General features: G+C 29.6%; 19 protein-coding genes, 6 tRNA genes, 3 rRNA genes and 3 pseudogenes. 6 read left to right on the top strand and 25 right to left on the bottom strand.

Features of this window, described 5'->3' with window-relative positions:
• Positions 1-51 precede the first annotated feature (51 nt).
• Positions 52-1,023, bottom strand: coding sequence for an IS30 family transposase (locus tag AACK91_RS08385; RefSeq protein ID WP_338965834.1), 972 nt, complete (start codon positions 1,021-1,023; stop codon positions 52-54).
• Between the two features lie 119 nt (positions 1,024-1,142).
• Here AACK91_RS08385 and AACK91_RS08380 point away from each other — a divergent pair, with 119 nt between their 5' ends.
• Complete coding sequence (locus AACK91_RS08380) at positions 1,143-1,337, top strand: lipoprotein (RefSeq protein WP_338965832.1); 195 nt, start codon at positions 1,143-1,145, stop codon at positions 1,335-1,337.
• Between the two features lie 256 nt (positions 1,338-1,593).
• Here the strand turns inward: AACK91_RS08380 and AACK91_RS08375 are convergent.
• The 9 genes and pseudogenes from AACK91_RS08375 to AACK91_RS08335 form a co-directional block, all read right to left on the bottom strand.
• A pseudogene (locus AACK91_RS08375) lies at positions 1,594-3,798 on the bottom strand (spiroplasma phage ORF1-like family protein).
• Positions 3,713-4,051: a hypothetical protein gene (locus AACK91_RS08370; protein WP_338964619.1), complete on the bottom strand. Its 339-nt coding sequence runs from the start codon at positions 4,049-4,051 to the stop codon at positions 3,713-3,715. Before AACK91_RS08370 ends, AACK91_RS08375 begins: the two are co-directional and overlap by 86 nt.
• Positions 4,052-4,101: 50 nt before the next feature.
• Positions 4,102-4,362: pseudogene (locus tag AACK91_RS08365) on the bottom strand (hypothetical protein); the annotation flags it as partial.
• The gene (locus AACK91_RS08360; protein WP_338965829.1) at positions 4,355-5,368 is read right to left on the bottom strand and encodes a hypothetical protein; all 1,014 of its coding nucleotides are present in this window, start codon (positions 5,366-5,368) and stop codon (positions 4,355-4,357) included. The gene AACK91_RS08360 and the pseudogene AACK91_RS08365, both read right to left, overlap by 8 nt.
• Complete coding sequence (locus AACK91_RS08355) at positions 5,368-5,571, bottom strand: DUF2649 family protein (protein WP_338965826.1); 204 nt, start codon at positions 5,569-5,571, stop codon at positions 5,368-5,370. Before AACK91_RS08355 ends, AACK91_RS08360 begins: the two co-directional genes overlap by 1 nt.
• 151 nt (positions 5,572-5,722) lie before the next feature.
• Positions 5,723-6,157: pseudogene (locus AACK91_RS08350) on the bottom strand (DUF3627 domain-containing protein).
• Between the two features lie 323 nt (positions 6,158-6,480).
• Complete coding sequence (locus tag AACK91_RS08345) at positions 6,481-7,443, bottom strand: IS1/IS1595 family N-terminal zinc-binding domain-containing protein (protein WP_338964624.1); 963 nt, start codon at positions 7,441-7,443, stop codon at positions 6,481-6,483.
• Between the two features lie 410 nt (positions 7,444-7,853).
• On the bottom strand, positions 7,854-8,105 hold the full coding sequence (locus AACK91_RS08340) for a hypothetical protein (protein WP_040092696.1): 252 nt from the start codon (positions 8,103-8,105) through the stop codon (positions 7,854-7,856).
• Positions 8,105-8,254: a hypothetical protein gene (locus AACK91_RS08335; RefSeq protein WP_338965823.1), complete on the bottom strand. Its 150-nt coding sequence runs from the start codon at positions 8,252-8,254 to the stop codon at positions 8,105-8,107. The genes AACK91_RS08340 and AACK91_RS08335 overlap by 1 nt, the downstream gene beginning before the upstream one ends.
• On the opposite strand from AACK91_RS08335, the gene AACK91_RS08330 reads away from it, so the two are divergent.
• Positions 8,193-8,489 (top strand): GNAT family N-acetyltransferase, encoded by a 297-nt coding sequence (locus AACK91_RS08330; protein WP_338966597.1) that lies wholly within the window; start codon positions 8,193-8,195, stop codon positions 8,487-8,489. The two genes, AACK91_RS08335 and AACK91_RS08330, sit on opposite strands and share 62 nt — an antisense overlap.
• Positions 8,490-8,553: 64 nt before the next feature.
• Here the strand turns inward: AACK91_RS08330 and rrf are convergent.
• From rrf to AACK91_RS08315, 3 genes are all read right to left on the bottom strand, one after another.
• Positions 8,554-8,660, bottom strand: a 5S ribosomal RNA gene (rrf, locus tag AACK91_RS08325).
• A gap of 70 nt (positions 8,661-8,730) precedes the next feature.
• Positions 8,731-11,643: ribosomal RNA gene (locus tag AACK91_RS08320) — 23S ribosomal RNA — on the bottom strand.
• Positions 11,644-11,921: 278 nt separating this feature from the next.
• Positions 11,922-13,441, bottom strand: a 16S ribosomal RNA gene (locus tag AACK91_RS08315).
• Together the 16S, 23S and 5S rRNA genes form the textbook arrangement of a ribosomal RNA operon.
• A gap of 433 nt (positions 13,442-13,874) precedes the next feature.
• Between AACK91_RS08315 and AACK91_RS08310 the strand changes: the two genes are divergently transcribed.
• Both AACK91_RS08310 and AACK91_RS08305 read left to right on the top strand, forming a co-directional pair.
• Complete coding sequence (locus AACK91_RS08310) at positions 13,875-14,837, top strand: IS1/IS1595 family N-terminal zinc-binding domain-containing protein (RefSeq protein ID WP_338963247.1); 963 nt, start codon at positions 13,875-13,877, stop codon at positions 14,835-14,837.
• Positions 14,838-14,946: 109 nt separating this feature from the next.
• Complete coding sequence (locus AACK91_RS08305) at positions 14,947-15,933, top strand: IS30 family transposase (RefSeq protein ID WP_338965371.1); 987 nt, start codon at positions 14,947-14,949, stop codon at positions 15,931-15,933.
• 196 nt (positions 15,934-16,129) lie between these two features.
• Here AACK91_RS08305 and AACK91_RS08300 read toward each other — a convergent pair whose 3' ends face one another.
• Entirely contained in the window at positions 16,130-17,092 is a 963-nt protein-coding gene (locus AACK91_RS08300) for an IS1/IS1595 family N-terminal zinc-binding domain-containing protein (RefSeq protein WP_338963247.1), read from the bottom strand.
• 105 nt (positions 17,093-17,197) lie between these two features.
• On the opposite strand from AACK91_RS08300, the gene AACK91_RS08295 reads away from it, so the two are divergent.
• Entirely contained in the window at positions 17,198-17,551 is a 354-nt protein-coding gene (locus AACK91_RS08295; RefSeq protein WP_338964901.1) for a S1 RNA-binding domain-containing protein, read from the top strand.
• A gap of 157 nt (positions 17,552-17,708) precedes the next feature.
• On the opposite strand, the gene AACK91_RS08290 is transcribed toward AACK91_RS08295, so the two are convergent.
• From AACK91_RS08290 to rdgB, 4 genes are all read right to left on the bottom strand, one after another.
• Positions 17,709-18,671: an IS1/IS1595 family N-terminal zinc-binding domain-containing protein gene (locus AACK91_RS08290; RefSeq protein ID WP_338963247.1), complete on the bottom strand. Its 963-nt coding sequence runs from the start codon at positions 18,669-18,671 to the stop codon at positions 17,709-17,711.
• Positions 18,672-18,799: 128 nt separating this feature from the next.
• A complete protein-coding gene (locus AACK91_RS08285) occupies positions 18,800-18,934 on the bottom strand; it encodes a hypothetical protein (protein WP_338965821.1) in 135 nt (44 codons plus the stop codon).
• A gap of 100 nt (positions 18,935-19,034) precedes the next feature.
• On the bottom strand, positions 19,035-19,559 hold the full coding sequence (locus AACK91_RS08280; RefSeq protein WP_338965818.1) for a tRNA (cytidine(34)-2'-O)-methyltransferase: 525 nt from the start codon (positions 19,557-19,559) through the stop codon (positions 19,035-19,037).
• A gap of 1 nt (position 19,560) precedes the next feature.
• Positions 19,561-20,151, bottom strand: coding sequence for an RdgB/HAM1 family non-canonical purine NTP pyrophosphatase (gene rdgB / locus AACK91_RS08275; RefSeq protein ID WP_338965815.1), 591 nt, complete (start codon positions 20,149-20,151; stop codon positions 19,561-19,563).
• Positions 20,152-20,227: 76 nt separating this feature from the next.
• Here rdgB and AACK91_RS08270 point away from each other — a divergent pair, with 76 nt between their 5' ends.
• Positions 20,228-21,016, top strand: coding sequence for a phosphotransferase (locus tag AACK91_RS08270; protein WP_338965812.1), 789 nt, complete (start codon positions 20,228-20,230; stop codon positions 21,014-21,016).
• Here AACK91_RS08270 and AACK91_RS08265 read toward each other — a convergent pair.
• The 7 genes from AACK91_RS08265 to AACK91_RS08235 form a co-directional block, all read right to left on the bottom strand.
• The gene (locus AACK91_RS08265; RefSeq protein WP_338965809.1) at positions 21,013-21,594 is read right to left on the bottom strand and encodes a DxFTY motif-containing membrane protein; all 582 of its coding nucleotides are present in this window, start codon (positions 21,592-21,594) and stop codon (positions 21,013-21,015) included. The two genes, AACK91_RS08270 and AACK91_RS08265, sit on opposite strands and share 4 nt — an antisense overlap.
• 79 nt (positions 21,595-21,673) lie before the next feature.
• A tRNA-Gly gene (locus tag AACK91_RS08260) sits at positions 21,674-21,747 on the bottom strand.
• A 77-nt stretch (positions 21,748-21,824) separates the two neighbouring features.
• Positions 21,825-21,911: transfer RNA gene (locus AACK91_RS08255), tRNA-Leu, on the bottom strand.
• 16 nt (positions 21,912-21,927) lie between these two features.
• A tRNA-Lys gene (locus AACK91_RS08250) sits at positions 21,928-22,003 on the bottom strand.
• A 7-nt stretch (positions 22,004-22,010) separates the two neighbouring features.
• A tRNA-Gln gene (locus tag AACK91_RS08245) sits at positions 22,011-22,085 on the bottom strand.
• A 15-nt stretch (positions 22,086-22,100) separates the two neighbouring features.
• A tRNA-Tyr gene (locus AACK91_RS08240) sits at positions 22,101-22,184 on the bottom strand.
• Between the two features lie 5 nt (positions 22,185-22,189).
• Positions 22,190-22,265, bottom strand: a tRNA-Thr gene (locus AACK91_RS08235).
• Positions 22,266-22,432: the final 167 nt, after the last annotated feature.

Raw genomic sequence — 22,432 nt, 5'->3', positions numbered from 1 at the left:
AGGAAAATTAAGCACACTAAAAAATAATTTATTAAATTACTTCAAATAAACCTATTTAAAATTATCTGAAAATACCTCTTTTGCTGTTTTTCAATTAAGAACAGGCCTTAATTTATCATTTATAACATTAACTACTCAATTTATTTTTTGTTGACTAACATTATTAAAATCAGTTCCCTTAGGAAATCATTGTCTAAGTTCAGAATTCATATATTCAATTAATGGTTTTTGTTGTGGTTTACCAGGGTCACAAAAATAAACTTGTGTTTCAGCAAATATTTCTAATTCTCTTCATTTACTAAATTCTTTTCCTCTATCAGTTATTATTCCTTTAATTTTCCCAAATAAATTATTACTTATAACAATATCTTTAAACTTTTCCACAACTTCATTAGCAGTATGATTTTTTAATTTCATAACAAAATAACTTTTACTATTTTGTTCAACTAAAACCAAATTACTATATTGATGCTCTTTTCCAACTACGGTATCCATTTCAAATCAACCAACATCAGTCTCTTTATTCTCAATATCTCATATTGATTTAAAATTAATTAATTTACCACGATTATCAAATTTTCCTTTTGTTTTATATTTTTTACCACGATGACGTAAATTCTGTTTTAAAAAACCATAAAAACCCAAACGAATTCATTTATACAATGTTTTAACACAAACAGGAAATTTAATACCAAACTTTAGAAAATAACGATTAATAAGTTGTGATGGAGAATCACGATAAACATTAAATCTTATATTAATAAAATTTAATTGTTCTTCTGTAAACTTATATCTTTTATTATTCTTTTTTCTTTTCTCATAATACATTTTATCTGACTTATAAGCACTATATTCATCAATAGTTTTAAAACGCTTAATTTCTCGCAAAATAGTACTACGATTTCTGTTCAAACATTTAGCAATTTGTGCAATATTTATTTCACCATTCTTTTTTAAAAATAATTTTGATAATAATAATTTTTCCAATTTAACCCTATCAATAAAACTTAAATGACTATACATAACATTTATATACCTTTCATTAATTTATAAATTTAATATTAAAATTATTTAATACATTATTGATATATGATAAAATCAATTATAGCATTCAAGTAATTTTAATAAAGGAGAAGTAAAATATGAAAAAGTTACTAAGTATTTTAGGAGTAATCGGATTAACAGCAACAAGTACAACAACATTAATTAGTTGTGAAAAACCAAATAATAATGAAAACGGGGGGGTAATAAACCTACACCATAACCACAACAACTACCAGAAAATAGCAAATGAACTAATATTCCTAGAACACAGGCGCCTAATAAAGAGTTTTTAACTGCTACTAATAAATGATATTTTTATATAAATAAATATGAAAATAATTATATAACGACAAAATTTTATTTTGATAATAATTTTATTAATAATCAAAACACTTGATGACAACACTTAAAAAATGATTCAGATTTTATTTGAAACTATAATTTAGTATATCGTTGAAATAAAAACAATGAACCACAAATACCAGAAATTAATAAAGACACGGGACTAATAATTGATTGAAAAGAATAAAAGGACTAACAAGTCCTTTTTTAAATTAATCTAACAAACTTCATAAAGATAATTAATAGGAATATATTTGTTATTGTATTATATAATGCTGGACTAAATTTTCATACCTCAAATGTTTGACTAAAAAAACTATATATTGTTTGAAATATTTTACCAACACCGCTTGCTAATTCGTTTACTTGTTTAACACCGGGAATATTATTTACAATTCAAATTGCAGCATTTTTTATATGACACGCTAAATTATATCAACTACAACTTTCATATTGGGCTTGTCATCATTGTCCATCAGGAAACAACCCGCCATTATTTATTTCTTGTCAGTTATAAATTCCAAAATTAAAATCATAATAACGGTACATATCATTTTCTTTTTGGGCTTGTAATTCAAAGACATTATAACCGATTTTTTGTTATTCAATTTTTTTGTATTTTAAACCGTATTTATCTTTTAAAGCACCTTCAAAAATATAACCTTCATTTTGATTAATATTATAATTATTTGCAACTGAAAAATCATAATTAAATACATCTCCATAATTTGTGTTATAAAAACGATTTTTAAATGCTGAATACAATTTAATGTCTAATTGATTGTATTTATCAGAAAAATAAAAATAACGAGGATAAATTTTAAAACCATTATTTACTAATAAACCATATTTTTTATTATATCCTTGTAAATAAGTATCATTTTCTAAATCAAAAATTGTTCGTAAATAATCTTTATAAAAATTTTGGGAAACCGTAAACATACTATTTAATAGTTTTTCAAATTGATTTTTATTAGTATTAGTTTCATCAATTAAAACATCTCTAAAATTAATCAATTTTAAACCAAAAAAATTAATTAAAACAGTATCATACTGTAAATTATCAATATAACCACTTTCAATAAAATTACTGCGATTTTGAAATACAGGTACCAAAGCATGGGTAAAAAAGGCTTTTAAAAATTTATTAATATCAATTTGACCTTTCATCTGTTCAAAAACCATTTTACCAATATTAGGAGAATTACCTTGATTATAATTATATGTTTCAGCACTAAAATTAAAAGTATCTTCTTTTTCTTTCATAAAAGTAAACAAAAAACCTAAATCATCAGTATACCGATAACTATTTGCATTATTACCATCCCAATATTGTTTAAAATGTGTTAATTCTAAACTATATGCAACAATATTTTTATTTTCATCAATTGTTAAAATCATCCGATAAATTGATTTTCTAGTTAAAATAACATCAGGTTTTCAATCTAATTTTTCCATATTATTAATAATTTCAAAATCAAAAATTATTCTTTCACTACCCAAATTTGGGTCATCATAGTTTGGATTACCACCTTGCTGAATTCGGATATTTTCTTGTACAATAACATCAATATATTTAAGCAAAAAAGAACGAACATTTTGATAATATTCAGTATATAATTTTAATTTGCCATCATTATCAACAACGGGTAATTCTGGTTCACCGTTTCCATCTCAACGATATACTAAATTATAGTTTCAAATAAAATCTGAATCATTTTTTAAGTGTTGTCATAACAAATTTTGATTTTTAATAAAATTATTATCAAAATAAAATTTTGTAAGCAAATATTGACCATTTCTTTTTTCTCCATAAAAATATCATTTATTAGTAGCAGTTAAAAATTCTTTATTAGGTGCCTGTGTTCTAGGAATTTGTATTCAAAACTCATTAATCATTTTAACTAATTGTAAATTATCAATACCTCTTTCTAATTTATTAATAACTTCCACAGTATTAAAATACTTAGCAAAAGAATAAGAAAAATTAGTTAATTCTTTTAAAAATTGTTTTTTATCAACATCATAGAATTTATCAATATTATATTGTTTAGCATAAGTATCTCAATTTTTATATAAATCCATAAACTCATCACTAGGCTTATCAAATGAAATTCCCGTTGAATAACTATCCTTTAAAAAGTCTAAATATCATTTATCATTATAAGTTAATGTTTGTGATGTTTTTAGAGTTGGATTAATAAAGTAATTTGTTTCAGACCAGTTTTCAAAAAAACTACTGCGTAAAAACATTGTATTAATAAAATCAGTTTCATTCATTCCCATTGTTTGTTAATTAACAGTATAATTCTGCTGATTTAAGGGTTTAAATGCTGTTAAAGTAATAAATGGAATAATTAAACCTAAAATACCTAAAATAGATATGGCAAATAAAGATAATGATTTTTTCATATTTATAATTCAACCCCCAACTATACAATGTTTTTGAAACAATAAACCCAACAATATATAAACTTGATATTGTTAACATTAATGGATGACTAAACAAAATTGCCATTTTACCAAACAAAGAAAGTAAAAAAGTATCTGAGTTATATAAATCCATAATGATATTTTTTGCTGATGTTAATTGATTTATAATCACCGTAATAAAACTAGTACCAAAAATAGCAATTGCAGCAACTAATAAAACTAATCTAATCATTAATCTGTTTCCTTTCACCGACCATTTTTATTAGCCTTATGTGCTTTTTTAACACCACGTACTGTTGAAGCATACAATTTTGATGTATTGTTTTTAACAGTTGAACCTAATTCATTATATTGTGTTCTTGTTCCGTGGATAGCATAAATTGATAACTTAACAACCATAAAAAAGATAATAAAATAAGCAATAGTTGTATTTGTCATTGGTAATTTAGTATTTCAAATTACATCAAAAATAAACAAAAATACATCAAAAATCAAACTAAAAATCTTATCTCAATTATTACTTTCTGATAATAAATTAATCATCTTTATCACTTCCTTTTTCTTTTTTAGGTTTTAAATTTTTTTTCAAAATATCAATATCAAACAATTCTAACCGCTCTTTAACACTTAATTTATTAATTTCTGACCAATAATATTCTTTATAATTAACTATTTCATCATTTTTTAAATCACGAACAAACTTTAATCATTTACTATCATATTTCTGTGCAAATTCTAATGGAATAATTATTTTAAAAAACCGAATTCCTAACCCAACATCCGACTTATGTTTTGCTCGTTTACCTTCGGCTGTTCGTTCTACTGATTTTGTTTTTCAAATTTCATAATCTGTAATATCTTGAAAAATACCAATTCGCATAATAAAGAAACGATTAAAAAAATTAAATCCTTTTTTAGCAATAGGTTTTTTCAATGAAATTGGAATAATAATACCACTTGCTAATTGTCGAATATTATTTCAAATCATACCCTCACGCTGAGCAGTAAATAAAGCACGATTACCAAAATGTCTTGCTAATACAATTCACGGAATTTTACCACTATGAACTTTTTTCTCATCGTGGGGACTAGTTCCATCAATATATAAATAACTTTCATCAAATAAAATAACACTATCATCTGGGGGAACTGGTTTTGTTCTATCTGTAAAATCTAAATTTTTAAATGTTAAAACTTTAACTTTATCATCTTCTAACGGATAATTACTATAAATCTTATCCGTTAATAATTTCATTGTTTCTGACAAATAAGTTAAAAGTAAAGTTTTTCCCGTCCCTAATTTACCAATAATTACTGATAACGGATTATCTCAAATAAAGTAAACTAAACGAAAAGCATTCAACTGATAAAATATATTTTTTCAAACTCATCAGACAAAATAAACACATTGCAAAGCAAACAATAATCAGAATACTAAACCAGTATAATTTAATGAAATTATTCAAAGTAATAAATCAATTAAACTAAACAAAATCATTGAACCACTAATATAACAATAATTTTTTAAGAAAAATATAAATTTTTTCATTACTTAAAATACCCAACTATTTTAAAAACCATTCACAATAAAAACCACGTTAAAAATAAAATCACAATTCAAATACCAATCATAAGAGTTAAATATTCATTTTGAGTTAAATTGCAAGTTGTAATAGTTTCAACATTCGTTTTATCTATAAACAAAAAGACATAAATAAAAAACTCTTTTAATTTTTCTCAATCATTTTGCATATTTAAAAACTCCACATTTTCTGAATAAGTTTAAAAAACATCCCCAAAAATAAAACGATAAATAATACAAATGATATGACATATAAAAATTCAGGAGCATTTGAACCAATAATATAACTAACAAATTGAACTCAATAATCATATAAACTCATTAATTTAAGTCCTTCAAATCATTAATTAATTTATCTACTTTTTCATCACTTCAATTTGTTAAATTATTGTTAGTTGTTTTTACTTTTTGAGGTTCACCAGGAAATATTGCTTTTTTCATTTGTGTAAAATAATTTTATTTGTATTTATTATACAAATTGATTAGTTCTGCTCCAGTTAAATATTTTCACACATGACGTTTTAAATTTTCATCATATTTTACAATACGATAAGAATTATCATAAATCAAACCGATTGCTACTTGTTCTGAGTGTTTTTCACTCGGATAAATAAATTTATTACTCAACCAAAAACCAATATGACGATTATGATTAGGTAAATTTATAAAACTTGCTTTTTCTGTTTCAAAAACTATCAACTCTTTACGAATAAAATAATTTGCTATATTTTGATTTTTCTTAACAAAATTACTCAATTTTATCAACTCCTAACTAAATATTTATTTAATAAACAATGTTATATTTAATGTTTATATATTGTTTACTTATTGATAAAAACACTGATTATTAACAATGTTATACATAATGTTTATATATTGCTTATTTAATGTTTAATAAACAATGTTATTAACAATGTTAAATATATAAAATAATAAAAATTGACACACTGAAAAATACTATTTAATTTTTAATAATAGTCTTTAATTTTGTCGAAAACTCTTGATGAAATAAAAAAAATCATCAATATGACAATTTGAAAACTAATTTTGTGTAAGATTATGATTTTGCTTTAAATTTTTTAAACGTTAAAATATAATACCGTTGATTGTTGGTTTGGTGTTAAACCTTTGTGTTGGTATTTTCATTTTCAGAGCTTTAAATAATTTTGAATATTAGTGAAACCCAAACCATGATAATGAATTAAGGCTTCTTTAAGACTGGATTGTAATTTACTAATCTTATTTAACTTTTGATAACTAGTATCAGGGTTTGTACTAGTTTTGGTGGAATATAGAGTAGAATTTGTTTGTTTTGCTACTAATAAATATAGTGGTTGCATATCAGAAATAATTATTGATTTTTCTTTAATTAGTTGCTTATTCATATTTTCAATAATCCATTGTTTTTGTAATCTTTTGGTATTGGTGGATTGAACAAAAATATTATTATTGCTATCAACTGCCATTTGAATACAGCATTTGGTATCAGTTGAAAATGGATCGAGATGAGTTTTTCGTTTATCAAATTTATCTTTAAAATTGCCTTTATGAATTTCTTTAATAAATGTTTCATCCATTTGGATTTTACCATTTAATTTTTTAAATTTTAACTGTGTATTTTCTAATTGTTTTGATTGCATTAATTTTTGTCGATTATATCAAGCGGTTTTTGGGGTTGTTTTAATAAAACGAGAAATTATTTTACTAGATTGTCCTAACAATGAAATTTGAATTAATAAATTTCACTGTTCATAATTTAAATGACTTCAATAAGTAAAATGATGACGAAATGCATCAAAACTAGCACGACATTTTTTACATAAATATTTTTGTTTTCCTTCGGAATTATGACCATTTTTAACACAATGAAAAGATTTGCAATTAGGACATATAATGCCTTTATCTCTAAATTTTTGATCAATTTCATTTAAACGTTTTTGTTTTTTAATTAAGTCTGCTTGTTGTTTTATTTTTTCATAAAATTCTAAAAATTGATCATCTGTTAAGCTATTTATTAATTCTGTAATTATTTTTTTCATCATTTATTTACCTCTATATATTAAAAATATACCTAATTTTAGGTATATTTTATAAATATCAAGAGTTTTCGACAAAATTAAAGATAATAGTTATTAAAATATAAAATTAATCATTTATAATTAAATTGATATTTTTGCACTACATACTGCCTACAAATTTTAAAAAAAAAGTAGATATATTTATAAAGAATATTATAAAAATTTATATTCCAAAACTACTATTAATATGACCCTTAATAAAAATATTCTTATTTTTATTAAATCCTACTTTAAAACAATTATTTCATTACTAATAATTTCAATAATAACTTATAGACAGTGTGTAATACAAAAATAAACAACAAAATTATTTAATCAACTCACATAAAAGCTGGTGTGCCATAGCTAAGATATATGATCAGTAATAATAAATATTAAAATCCTTTAACCATAACACGGAAAAAGTTTAAAATCTTAATGATAACAAAAATACCAAATGGAATTAAAATAATTCACGCATCACCTAAAAAGGTCATTAATTGTGGTAATACAGCATAAATTGCTTCTTTAACTTTCATCATTGCTTGCCCTAAACCACTTCAAATAGAACCCATTCCATCTGAAATAGTAGGTTTATCACCAACTGCTAAAAAATTAATTGCTGTTGTTAAATACATACCTAACATTATTTATTATCCTCCTTATCTAATTTTTCTTGTTCTTTTTTCTTATTTGCTTTAATTTGGCGAATTTTTTGATAAATTGATAAACCAATTCATGCAAAAATACCTAATATAATAACAACACTAAAAATTGTCGTTAATCAAACTGGCAACTTATACTTTGAACCAGAATTAGCAATTATTGATGATATTGCAACCCATAGTGATCATCAAAAACAAGGTTTTGCCAAAGAAATGCTAATTCATTTATTAAACCAAGCAAAACAAGCCAATTACCAATATGCTGGTTTAATTGCCACTCCTGATGGGTTACCACTATATGAAAAACCTGGTTTTAAAAGTCAAAAATTATATTTTAATGTTTATACGATGCATTATTCAAAATAATAATGCATTTTTTAATGTTAAAATTTAACAAATAAAAAAAAGACTTATTTAAAGTCTTTTTTTAACCTGGCACTGCCCTATTTTCACCTTGCGGCTATCGTCGGCGTGATAGTGCTTAACTTCCGTGTTCGGGATGGGAACGGGTGTGTCCACTATGCCATAAGCACCAGATCACTTGAGTGGAATTATCCCCTCAAAACTAGATAATAAACATTCTAAAATTTGTAAATAAGCTCTCGCTTTTTTGAAGTCCTCGACCTATTAGTATTGGTTAGCTGAACACGTCACCGTGCTTACACACCCAACCTATCAACCTTGTCGTCTTCAAGGGGTCTTACTCCATAAAGGATGGGAAATCTCATCTTAAAGTATGCTTCTCGCTTAGATGCCTTCAGCGATTATCATTTCCACACATAGCTACCCAGCTGTGCCACTGGCGTGACAACTGGAGCACCAGAAGTGTGTCCATCCCGGTCCTCTCGTACTAGGGACAGATCTCTTCAAATTTCCTACGCCCACAACAGATAGGGACCAAACTGTCTCACGACGTTCTGAACCCAGCTCGCGTACCGCTTTAATGGGCGAACAGCCCAACCCTTGGAACCAACTTCAGCTCCAGGATGCGATGAGCCGACATCGAGGTGCCAAACCTCCCCGTCGATGTGAACTCTTGGGGGAGATCAGCCTGTTATCCCCAGGGTAACTTTTATCCGTTGAGCGACGGCCCTTCCACACGGGACCGCCGGATCACTAAGCCCAGCTTTCGCTCCTGTTCGACTTGTAAGTCTCACAGTCAAGCACCCTTCTACCTTTGCGCTCTATGTATGATTTCCGACCATACTGAGGGTACCTTTGGGCGCCTCCGTTACATTTTAGGAGGCGACCGCCCCAGTCAAACTACCCACCTGACACTGTCTCTGATCTGGCTTACAGATCTAGGTTAGGATTTCGACATAGCAAGGGTGGTATTCCAAGGGTGACTCCACAACAACTAGCGTCGCTGCTTCAAAGTCTCCCACCTATCCTATACATACTATATCAAAACCCAATATCAAGCTATAGTAAAGCTCCATGGGGTCTTTCCGTCTAGTTGCGGGTAACCTGCATCTTCACAGGTACTAAAATTTCACCGAGTCTGCAGCCGAGACAGCGAAGGGATCATTACGCCTTTCGTGCGGGTCAGAACTTACCTGACAAGGAATTTCGCTACCTTAGGACCGTTATAGTTACGGCCGCCGTTCACTGGGGCTTCGGTTCAAAGCTTCGCTAATGCTAACTAATCCCCTTAACCTTCCAGCACTGGGCAGGCGTCACCCCCTATACGTCGTCTTACGACTTTGCAGAGAGCTGTGTTTTTGCTAAACAGTTGCCCCTTCCTCTTCACTGCGGCTCATATTGCTATGAGCACCCCTTCTCGCTAACTTACGGGGTTATTTTGCAGAGTTCCTTAGCTACAGTTATCTCGCTTGCCTTAGGATTCTCTCCTTGACCACGTGTGTTCGTTCTAGGTACAGGCACCATATAAATAGTGCTAGAAACTTTTCTTGGAAGCATGGAGTCATATACTTCGCTACTAGGCGAACCGTTCGCTCCCAATCACACTTCAAGGTTATGCAAGGCGGATTTGCCAACCTTACCCTCTTTGTGCTTAGCCCGGAATCCAATAACCGGGATATACTATCCTTCTCCGTCACTCCATCGCTCTATATGGTGGTACAGGAATATCAACCTGTTGTCCATCGACTACGCCTTTCGGCCTCGCCTTAGGTCCTGACTAACCCTGGGTGGACGAACCTTGCCCAGGAAACCTTGGTCAAACGGCATAAGGGATTCTCACCCTCAAACGTTACTCATGCCGGCATTCTCACTTCTAACCAGTCCAGCAGTCCTCACGGTCTACCTTCATCCCTGTTAGAACGCTCCCCTACCGCCCTGTATATAAATATACAAAACCCATAGCTTCGGTATTATGCTTAGCCCCGGTACATTTTCGGCGCAAAGTTACTCGACTAGTAAGCTGTTACGCACTCTTTAAAGGGTGGCTGCTTCTAAGCCAACCTCCTAGCTGTCTAAGCGACTTCACATCCTTACACACTTAGCATAAATTTTGGGACCTTAGCTGATGATCTGGGCTGTTTCCCTTACGTGCATGGACCTTATCACCCATGTACTGACTGCCGAGTATACAAAATTGGCATTCGGAGTTTAATTGCATTCAGTACCCCTAGGTGGGGCCATCATACATTTAGTGCTCTACCTCCAACTTGCTAACCTCGACGCTAGCCCTAAAGCTATATCGGGGAGAACCAGCTATCTCCAGGTTCGATTGGAATTTCACCCCTAGCCACAAGTCATCCGCGGTCTTTTCAACGAACGTCGGTTCGGTCCTCCATTAAGTTTTACCTCAACTTCAACCTGCTCATAGCTAGATCACCTGGTTTCGGGTCTATGACAACATACTAAACGCCCTATTAATGCTCGCTTTCACTACGGCTCCGTATCTTATACTTAACCTTGCATGCTATCATAACTCGCCGGCTCATTCTACAAAAGGCACGCCGTCACCCATTAACGGGCTCCGACTTCTTGTAGGCATATGGTTTCAGGTACTATTTCACTCCCCTCCCGGGGTGCTTTTCACCTTTCCCTCACGGTACTGGTTCACTATCGGTGAATAGGTAGTATTTAGCCTTACGCGGTGGTCCGCGTTGATTCCGACAAGATTTCACGTGTCTCGCCGTACTCAGGATTCCATTTCGAGTCTTGTTCATTTCATATACGGGGCTATCACCCTCTGTGGCATAGTTTCCCAACCATTTCTACTATAAACAAGTTTTGTAACTCTACTCATATGGTCCTACAACCCCAGATAAATCTGGTTTGGGCTGTTCCCCGTTCGCTCGCCGCTACTAAGAGAATCGCATTCGCTTTCTTTTCCTCTAGGTACTGAGATGTTTCAATTCCCTAGGTATACCTTCACTATAACTATGTATTCATTATAGGATGATGAGAGATTAATCTCACCGGGTTCCCCCATTCGGACATGTCCGGATCAAAGCTTACTTCCAGCTCCCCGAACCTTATCGCAGGTAGTCACGTCCTTCATCGTCTCCTATTCCCAAGGCATTCACCATACGCCCTTTGTAACTTCAAAGTTTTATTAATTTAATTATTTGACCTGATTTTAAATCAGTTTTGAGAATCATTTACAAATATAACTGTGAAATTTTAGTTATTTTTTTAAAATAACAGAAATTTTGAATTATTGTTATTTTAATCTTATGATTAAAATAACTAGATGTCTATTATCCAGTTTTCAAAGAACAATTTCAATAACATTTTTCGTGTTATTGTCAGAGAAACTAATCCCCGAAAACTAAACATAACGGTCATTAAAACTAATTAGATTACTATAAAGTAATAACTCCATAGAAAGGAGGTGATCCATCCGCACGTTCTCGTACGGATACCTTGTTACGACTTCACCCTAATCATCAATCCTACCTTGGGCGGCTTCCTCCTTGCGGTTAGAATACCGACTTCTGGTATTATCAACTCTCATGGTGTGACGGGCGGTGTGTACAAGACCCGAGAACGTATTCACCGCGACATTGCTGATTCGCGATTACTAGCGATTCCGGCTTCATGAGGGCGAGTTGCAGCCCTCAATCCGAACTGAGACCGGCTTTTTCAGATTAGCTCCCTCTTGCGAGATCGCAACTGTTTGTACCGGCCATTGTAGCACGTGTGTAGCCCAAGACATAAGGGGCATGATGATTTGACGTCATCCCCACCTTCCTCTAGCTTACACTAGCAGTCCCGTTAGAGTATCTCAACTTAATGGAGTAACTAACGGCAAGGGTTGCGCTCGTTACTGGACTTAACCAAACACCTCACGGCACGAGCTGACGACAACCATGCACCACCTGTCTCAATGTTAACCTCCACTGTATTTCTACAGCTTTGCACTGGATGTCAAGCCTTGGTAAGGTTCTTCGCGTTGCTTCGAATTAAACCACATGCTCCACCGCTTGTGCGGGTCCCCGTCAATTCCTTTGAGTTTCACTCTTGCGAGCATACTACTCAGGCGGAGTACTTAATGCGTTAGCTGCAGCACCGAACTTAGTCCGACACTTAGTACTCATCGTTTACGGCGTAGACTACTAGGGTATCTAATCCTATTTGCTCCCTACGCTTTCGTGCCTAAACGTCAGTGATAGGCCAGTCGACCGCCTTCGCCACTGGTGTTCCTCCATATATCTACGCATTTCACCACTACACATGGAATTCCATCGACCTCTCCTACACTCTAGCTTAACAGTTTTCAAGGCGAACTGGAGTTAAGCTCCATGATTTGACCCCAAACTTGTTAAACCGTCTGCGCACGCTTTACGCCCAATAAATCCGGATAACGCTTGCCACCTATGTATTACCGCGGCTGCTGGCACATAGTTAGCCGTGGCTTTCTGGTAAGGTACCGTCAAATAAGTATCATTTCCTATACTTACTGTTCTTCCCTTACAACAGACCTTTACAATCCGAAGACCGTCTTCAGTCACGCGGCATTGCTCCATCAGGCTTTCGCCCATTGTGAAAAATTCCCTACTGCTGCCTCCCGTAGGAGTTCGGGCCGTGTCTCAGTCCCGATGTGGCCGTTCAACCTCTCAGTTCGGCTACGTATCACTGTCTTGGTAGGCCATTACCCCACCAACTAACTAATACGCCGCACCCTCATCCATTAGTGGTCCAAACGGACCTTTTAACATTCTCTGATGCCAGAAAATGTCGTATGCGGTATTAGCAGTCGTTTCCAACTGTTATCCCCCGCTAATGGGTAGATTAGATACGTGTTACTCACCCGTTCGCCACTGGGTGCAAGCACCCCGTTCGACTTGCATGTATTAGGCATGCCGCCAGCGTTCATCCTGAGCCAGGATCAAACTCTCATTAAAAAATATTGTTTTTGTTCCTAGCTTTAATGACGGATATTCATTAATTAAATGATTATCTTTGTTGTTATGTTTAGTTTTCAAAGATCGTTTTTGTGTCAACAAAACACCTTTCAAATAATACAAAAATTAGTGATTATTGTCAATAACTTTTGACTTTTTTTGTAATAATTTTTTCGATATTGTGCGGAAATATTCATTTTTCATTAATAATAGGTATTACTAACTGACACCTTTATAAGTATATAAAATCCATATTTTTTTGCAAGCGTTTTTACTAAAAATATTAATATTTTTTTCATAAAAAATAACTATTTAATAATAGTTATTTTAATCTTATTTTTTCCGAAAGATGTCTTTAATTTTGTCGAAAACTCTTGATATTTATAAAATATACCTAAAATTAGGTATATTTTTAATATATAGAGGTAAATAAATGATGAAAAAAATAATTACAGAATTAATAAATAGCTTAACAGATGATCAATTTTTAGAATTTTATGAAAAAATAAAACAACAAGCAGACTTAATTAAAAAACAAAAACGTTTAAATGAAATTGATCAAAAATTTAGAGATAAAGGCATTATATGTCCTAATTGCAAATCTTTTCATTGTGTTAAAAATGGTCATAATTCCGAAGGAAAACAAAAATATTTATGTAAAAAATGTCGTGCTAGTTTTGATGCATTTCGTCATCATTTTACTTATTGAAGTCATTTAAATTATGAACAGTGAAATTTATTAATTCAAATTTCATTGTTAGGACAATCTAGTAAAATAATTTCTCGTTTTATTAAAACAACCCCAAAAACCGCTTGATATAATCGACAAAAATTAATGCAATCAAAACAATTAGAAAATACACAGTTAAAATTTAAAAAATTAAATGGTCAAATCCAAATGGATGAAACATTTATTAAAGAAATTCATAAAGGCAATTTTAAAGATAAATTTGATAAACGAAAAACTCATCTCGATCCATTTTCAACTGATACCAAATGCTGTATTCAAATGGCAGTTGATAGCAATAATAATATTTTTGTTCAATCCACCAATACCAAAAGATTACAAAAACAATGGATTATTGAAAATATGAATAAGCAACTAATTAAAGAAAAATCAATAATTATTTCTGATATGCAACCACTATATTTATTAGTAGCAAAACAAACAAATTCTACTCTATATTCCACCAAAACTAGTACAAACCCTGATACTAGTTATCAAAAGTTAAATAAGATTAGTAAATTACAATCCAGTCTTAAAGAAGCCTTAATTCATTATCATGGTTTGGGTTTCACTAATATTCAAAATTATTTAAAGCTCTGAAAATGAAAATACCAACACAAAGGTTTAACACCAAACCAACAATCAACGGTATTATATTTTAACGTTTAAAAAATTTAAAGCAAAATCATAATCTTACACAAAATTAGTTTTCAAATTGTCATATTGATGATTTTTTTTATTTCATCAAGAGTTTTCGACAAAATTAAAGAGGTAAAGTGTGAAAAAATATGAAAGATTAGATATTAATGAAAGAGTAAATTTGGAAAAATTAAAAAACAATGAATTATTTAAAAAGAAAAATGGAACAATTAATATTCGAAAAATTGCTAAGCAAATGAATAGAGATTATAGAACTATTTGGCAAGAATTAAATATGTTTGATAATATTGGTGATTATAATGCTGCAAAAGCACAAAAAATACATGATAAAAACAAAAAACAATGTCGTAAATATTCAATGTTAAATTCACAAGAATTAAGTCATTTTTCTAATGAATATAATAATTTTGGTCGTTCGCCACAAAATATTATTATGTCGTATGAATTACAATATAATGTAAAATTTAGTGTATGTTTTAAAACAATGTATAAATATATTAGATTAGGTTATTTTAATTTATCAAAAAATAATTTGTATTTTAAAAATAAAAAGCGAAAAACTAAAAATGGTGAAAAAAATGATAATCGTGGTGTATTGCTTAATATTAGAGATTATAAGCAATTTTTAAATGATTATGGAGATGATTTAAGTTTTAGTGGAATTTGAGAAATGGATACCCTTGATTGTGGTAATTTTCATTTGTTAGTTTTAGTAAATCGGAAATCTAAAATAGTTTTTTATGATATTTTATTTACTAAAAAAGCAAGTATTGTGTTAATGGTTTTAATGAAAATGATTAGACAAATTGGTATTAATAAATTTAGTTGTATTTTAACAGATAGAGGAAAAGAATTTTATAAATGAAAACTAATAGAAAAATATTTAAAAATAAGAGTTTATTTTTGTGACCCTGGAAAACCAAAACAAAAAGCATTAGTTGAAAGGATAAATAGAGATATAAGGCGTTGGTTTTTACGAAATGAGCCTATAATTAATATTCGCAGTAGATTAAAATCTGTTTTAGATATATTAAATACTACAATAAGACCTTGTTTAGGGGATTTTACATCAAAACAATATTTTAAAAAAATATTTGTTCATTAATTAGTTAATGTATATAATAAAAATAATAAAATCTATTAATTATTTTTGTGTTTAACAAATTTTTTTCAGCATTTTAATAATATAATTAGATTTTAGCTTTAATTTTGTCGAAAACTCTTGATGAAATAAAAAAAATCATCAATATGACAATTTGAAAACTAATTTTGTGTAAGATTATGATTTTGCTTTAAATTTTTTAAACGTTAAAATATAATACCGTTGATTGTTGGTTTGGTGTTAAACCTTTGTGTTGGTATTTTCATTTTCAGAGCTTTAAATAATTTTGAATATTAGTGAAACCCAAACCATGATAATGAATTAAGGCTTCTTTAAGACTGGATTGTAATTTACTAATCTTATTTAACTTTTGATAACTAGTATCAGGGTTTGTACTAGTTTTGGTGGAATATAGAGTAGAATTTGTTTGTTTTGCTACTAATAAATATAGTGGTTGCATATCAGAAATAATTATTGATTTTTCTTTAATTAGTTGCTTATTCATATTTTCAATAATCCATTGTTTTTGTAATCTTTTGGTATTGGTGGATTGAACAAAAATATTATTATTGCTATCAACTGCCATTTGAATACAGCATTTGGTATCAGTTGAAAATGGATCGAGATGAGTTTTTCGTTTATCAAATTTATCTTTAAAATTGCCTTTATGAATTTCTTTAATAAATGTTTCATCCATTTGGATTTGACCATTTAATTTTTTAAATTTTAACTGTGTATTTTCTAATTGTTTTGATTGCATTAATTTTTGTCGATTATATCAAGCGGTTTTTGGGGTTGTTTTAATAAAACGAGAAATTATTTTACTAGATTGTCCTAACAATGAAATTTGAATTAATAAATTTCACTGTTCATAATTTAAATGACTTCAATAAGTAAAATGATGACGAAATGCATCAAAACTAGCACGACATTTTTTACATAAATATTTTTGTTTTCCTTCGGAATTATGACCATTTTTAACACAATGAAAAGATTTGCAATTAGGACATATAATGCCTTTATCTCTAAATTTTTGATCAATTTCATTTAAACGTTTTTGTTTTTTAATTAAGTCTGCTTGTTGTTTTATTTTTTCATAAAATTCTAAAAATTGATCATCTGTTAAGCTATTTATTAATTCTGTAATTATTTTTTTCATCATTTATTTACCTCTATATATTAAAAATATACCTAATTTTAGGTATATTTTATAAATATCAAGAGTTTTCGACAAAATTAAAGGATTTTAGTAAAGGAGAAAAAATATATGTATGATAAAAATAACAAAATTATTGTAAAAATAACAAATATTACTCCCTATGGTGCTTTTTGTCGAGCAGAAAAGGCTGATGGTTTAATCCATATTAGTGAAGTTTCAGATTATTTTGTTAAAGATATTAAATATTTTTTTGATATTGGTGATGAAATTGAAGTTGAGGTGCTTGATTTTAATATAGTTAAAAAACATCTTAAATTAAGTTATAAAAATTGTCACCCTGAATTATTAAAAAATGATGATAAAGAAATTCAGGAAATAAAAACAGCATTCCAAAACTTAAATAAAAGACAAAATAAAACAGACAATATTGAAAATATTAGTAAAACAAACGAAAATAAATAAATTAATAAAAATATAAAAAAGTAAAAAATAGTTTTATTACTACTTTTTACTTTTTTACTTTAATTTTGTCGAAAACTCTTGATGAAATAAAAAAAATCATCAATATGACAATTTGAAAACTAATTTTGTGTAAGATTATGATTTTGCTTTAAATTTTTTAAACGTTAAAATATAATACCGTTGATTGTTGGTTTGGTGTTAAACCTTTGTGTTGGTATTTTCATTTTCAGAGCTTTAAATAATTTTGAATATTAGTGAAACCCAAACCATGATAATGAATTAAGGCTTCTTTAAGACTGGATTGTAATTTACTAATCTTATTTAACTTTTGATAACTAGTATCAGGGTTTGTACTAGTTTTGGTGGAATATAGAGTAGAATTTGTTTGTTTTGCTACTAATAAATATAGTGGTTGCATATCAGAAATAATTATTGATTTTTCTTTAATTAGTTGCTTATTCATATTTTCAATAATCCATTGTTTTTGTAATCTTTTGGTATTGGTGGATTGAACAAAAATATTATTATTGCTATCAACTGCCATTTGAATACAGCATTTGGTATCAGTTGAAAATGGATCGAGATGAGTTTTTCGTTTATCAAATTTATCTTTAAAATTGCCTTTATGAATTTCTTTAATAAATGTTTCATCCATTTGGATTTGACCATTTAATTTTTTAAATTTTAACTGTGTATTTTCTAATTGTTTTGATTGCATTAATTTTTGTCGATTATATCAAGCGGTTTTTGGGGTTGTTTTAATAAAACGAGAAATTATTTTACTAGATTGTCCTAACAATGAAATTTGAATTAATAAATTTCACTGTTCATAATTTAAATGACTTCAATAAGTAAAATGATGACGAAATGCATCAAAACTAGCACGACATTTTTTACATAAATATTTTTGTTTTCCTTCGGAATTATGACCATTTTTAACACAATGAAAAGATTTGCAATTAGGACATATAATGCCTTTATCTCTAAATTTTTGATCAATTTCATTTAAACGTTTTTGTTTTTTAATTAAGTCTGCTTGTTGTTTTATTTTTTCATAAAATTCTAAAAATTGATCATCTGTTAAGCTATTTATTAATTCTGTAATTATTTTTTTCATCATTTATTTACCTCCATATATTAAAAATATACCTAATTTTAGGTATATTTTATAAATATCAAGAGTTTTCGACAAAATTAAAGCTTTTTTATTGTATTTCATGATTAATATGTTAATATAATTATAACTTTTTATGATTTAGTTTTACAGTATACAGGGCGTTGAATCTTTAGTAAAAATTTCATTAGTTTTCGTTCTGCTTCTTTTTTATCATAAATAATTTCATAAGTTCCTTCTACTTGCCCAACCAACATCACTTGATTCATTTTTTGATCATCCTTTCTAAAAACACCAATATAACTCAATACTAAAAGAATTATAAGAAAATTTTTTTAAAAACAAGAAAAAAATTCACAAAGTGCATTGTTAATCTTGTTCTAAGAAATCTGCTCCTTTTTGAATTTCAACTTTTGATAATCCAGGATAATCTAACTGGCGCATTACTTCATAGCCAACAATCCCAACCGTATTCGCAATATTTAAACTACGAACATGTTCAGACATTGGAATCCGAAAAGTTCGGTTTAAATTTGCCTTTAAAATTGTGGTTGGAATGCCCGTTGACTCACGACCAAATAAAATAAAAAGATTTTCATCTTTCGTAAAATCAAAAGCACTATGTGGTTGTTTTGCATAACGAGTTGCACAATATAAATTTACAGTTGGATTTAATTGTAAAAAATGGTTTCAATCGTTATATAACTCATAGTCAGCATACTCAATATAATTTGCACTACTACGAGCAATAAAACGTTCATCAAAAATAAACCCAAGTGGTTCAATTAAATGAAGTTTTGCATTAATTGCTACACAAGTTCGCATAATAGCGCCAACATTTTGAGCAATTTCTGGTTCATATAAAACAATGTTAATTTTTTTAGTTGTTTTCATCTTACTCTCCTAATCATCATTTTTTAAAAGCATGAAATGCTTTTGCCCGATGAGAATATTTGTTTTTTTCCATTAAAGTTAATTCAGCATAAGTACGATTGAGTTCTGGTAATAAAAAAATTGTATCATAACCAAAGGCATTCTCTCCGACTGTCTCAGTAGTAATAACTCCTGTTGTAACACCCCGGAAGGACATTGTTATTTTTTTAATTGGATCAATATAACATAACACACAAACCGCTTGCGCATCACGGTGCTCTAATAATTTACATTTCTCAATTAATAAATCATTAATAATTTTATTGTCAGTAATTGGATGTGCTCATCGTCGCGTATTAACCCCCGGAAAATGATCCAACCCAATAATTTCTAAACCTGAATCATCAGCCAAGACTGGTTTATTAATCATTTGACTTAAAAAATCCGCCTTGCAAAAAGCATTTTCTTCAAAGGTAGTTCCCGTTTCTGGAATATCAGGAATCGGATTTTCTAAATCTAATAATGATTTAACTGTTATGTTAACATCGTGAAACATCGCCTTAAATTCTCGAACTTTGTTTTTATTACTAGTTGCAATTCAAATCTCTGTCATTCCTTATTTCCTCGCTTTTCTTAATTATATCTATTGTATAATAAAATTAAGAAATCACAGAATGGAAGTTAGATAAATGATGAAATACAACATTAAAACAAAACTAAATTTAGGAATAACTAATCAAAATTACCAAACCGTTGATAATCTTTTTATTCGCTATAGTGACCCTTTTACCAATTTATTTATTGACCATCAAAATGAAATTTTTGTTTTAGAAAAAATTAAAAATACTAAATTAACCCTTCCAATTGTTGATTATGGTTATGATAATGACCATTTCTTCCTCGTAACACCATACTATCAAACATTACAACCAGTTAGTGCGATAAAACTTACAAAGGAAGTCCTTAAAGATATTGCAGCAATAATTAAACAATTATGACAAATTAAACTTACCGCAAATGATCAAATTAAGACTTTTCAACCACAACAATTTTTAGAAACTTTTAAAACTGCTTTGAAAAAGCCATTAGTAGCCTTACAACCATATGAAGCTAAGCTTGATTATATTAAATTGCAAACAAATAATCTTGTTTTATGCCACAATGATTTAAATGGTGGAAATTTAGTTGTTGTTGAAAAAAAACTTTATTTAATTGATTTTGAATATGCAATGCAAAATAATAAGTTTTTTGATATTGCTTCTTTTGCTTCAGAAACGTTAACAACAAAAGCAGAACAAACATATTGGTTTAGTCTTTTCAACCTAACAGTACAACAGCAGCAAAAAGTTAACGCTTGAATGTATTATCAAAACATTGTTTGAATTGCTTGAGCTAACTATATGTATGAACAAACAAACAATAATATTTTCTTAGAAATTATTAATTTAAAATTACTTAATTTGCAAAATAATGATTAGGGATCAAGTGTTGATGATGGTGGATTTTGCTCGTCATCCGCTGTCGTTGTTTCTTGTTCGTTAGCTTCGAGTTCTTGAAAATTAGTTTTTTTCATTTGTAAATAACCACGTAAATTACGCATTCATACGGCCATAAAAGTACCAAAAAAAACAGCAAGTAATAAAAACACTAGGGCAACTAAACAACGATATAAAATTTTATCTCACCCTCATCAATAACCAGTTAAATAAATGCCATATAAAGTTCAAGATAAAGTAATTGTATAAGTAAACTGATCATCTTGATGAAACTTTAACCAAAAACCAGCACAAGTTAATAAAAAGACTCCTAAAATCATTGCTAATCCAAAACCAATTCCAGCACCAACATCATAATGATAAGCAAAACTTAAATCTGGGGAAGTTAACAAAAACAACAACAAAAATGGCCCTGCTGCTTCAATGATCAAAAATAAAAAACTTTTTCAAAAAACAGTTCGTGAAGCATGAAACGCTAAATCATTTTGTACTTCTACGGGTAAATGTTCTCAATTATTATCAGTAACGTCTTTTTTGTTATCCTTTTTAATTACTTTCATATTAATTAATTACTCCTCTTAAGATGCTTGTATTCCTATTTTAACATAAAAAAATTGTTAAACTAACAACTTATAGTAATGGAGCGGGTGAAGGGAATCGAACCCTCACAGTCAGCTTGGAAGGCTGAAGTTCTACCATTAAACTACACCCGCATTTTTAATTTTTATAACTTATAACAATAATATATATACCACTGTCTTAATTTGATGTCAATTGTTTTTAAATAAAATGGTACCCGAGACCGGACTTGAACCGGTACAGTTGTAAAACCGACGGATTTTAAGTCCGTTGCGTCTACCTATTCCGCCACTCGGGCATATATATCTAATAAATGGTCTCCTGTAAAGGACTTGAACCTTTGACCCACTGGTTAAAAGCCAGATGCTCTACCTACTGAGCTAACAGGAGACTTAAATGGCAGGGCTAGCTGGGATTGAACCAGCGCATGAAGGAGTCAAAGTCCTTTGCCTTACCACTTGGCTATAGCCCTGTGTCTCAATAAAAATGGTGGAGGGGGAGGGATTCGAACCCCCGAACCCGAAGGAGCTGAGTTACAGTCAGATGTGTTTGGCCACTTCACTACCCCTCCAAGAATGGTGCTGGCTAGAAGAATCGAACTCCCAACCTACTGATTACAAGTCAGTTGCTCTACCAGTTGAGCTAAGCCAGCACAAACATTAAATGGTTGGGTGTAACGAAATTAAACCGCTGATCGCTCACTTGTAAGGTAGGTACTTTCCAGTCTAATAACACCCGATTACACAATTAGTTATTGTGTTAAAACCTTTATAATTTTATATAAAACAATAATTTTTGTCAATTAAAATAATTATTAAT

The sequence above is a fragment of the Spiroplasma endosymbiont of Sarcophaga carnaria genome (assembly GCF_964019595.1).
GTDB classification, from domain to species: domain Bacteria; phylum Bacillota_I; class Bacilli_A; order Mycoplasmatales; family Mycoplasmataceae; genus Spiroplasma; species Spiroplasma poulsonii.
This window is presented reverse-complemented; position numbering and strand designations above follow the sequence as displayed.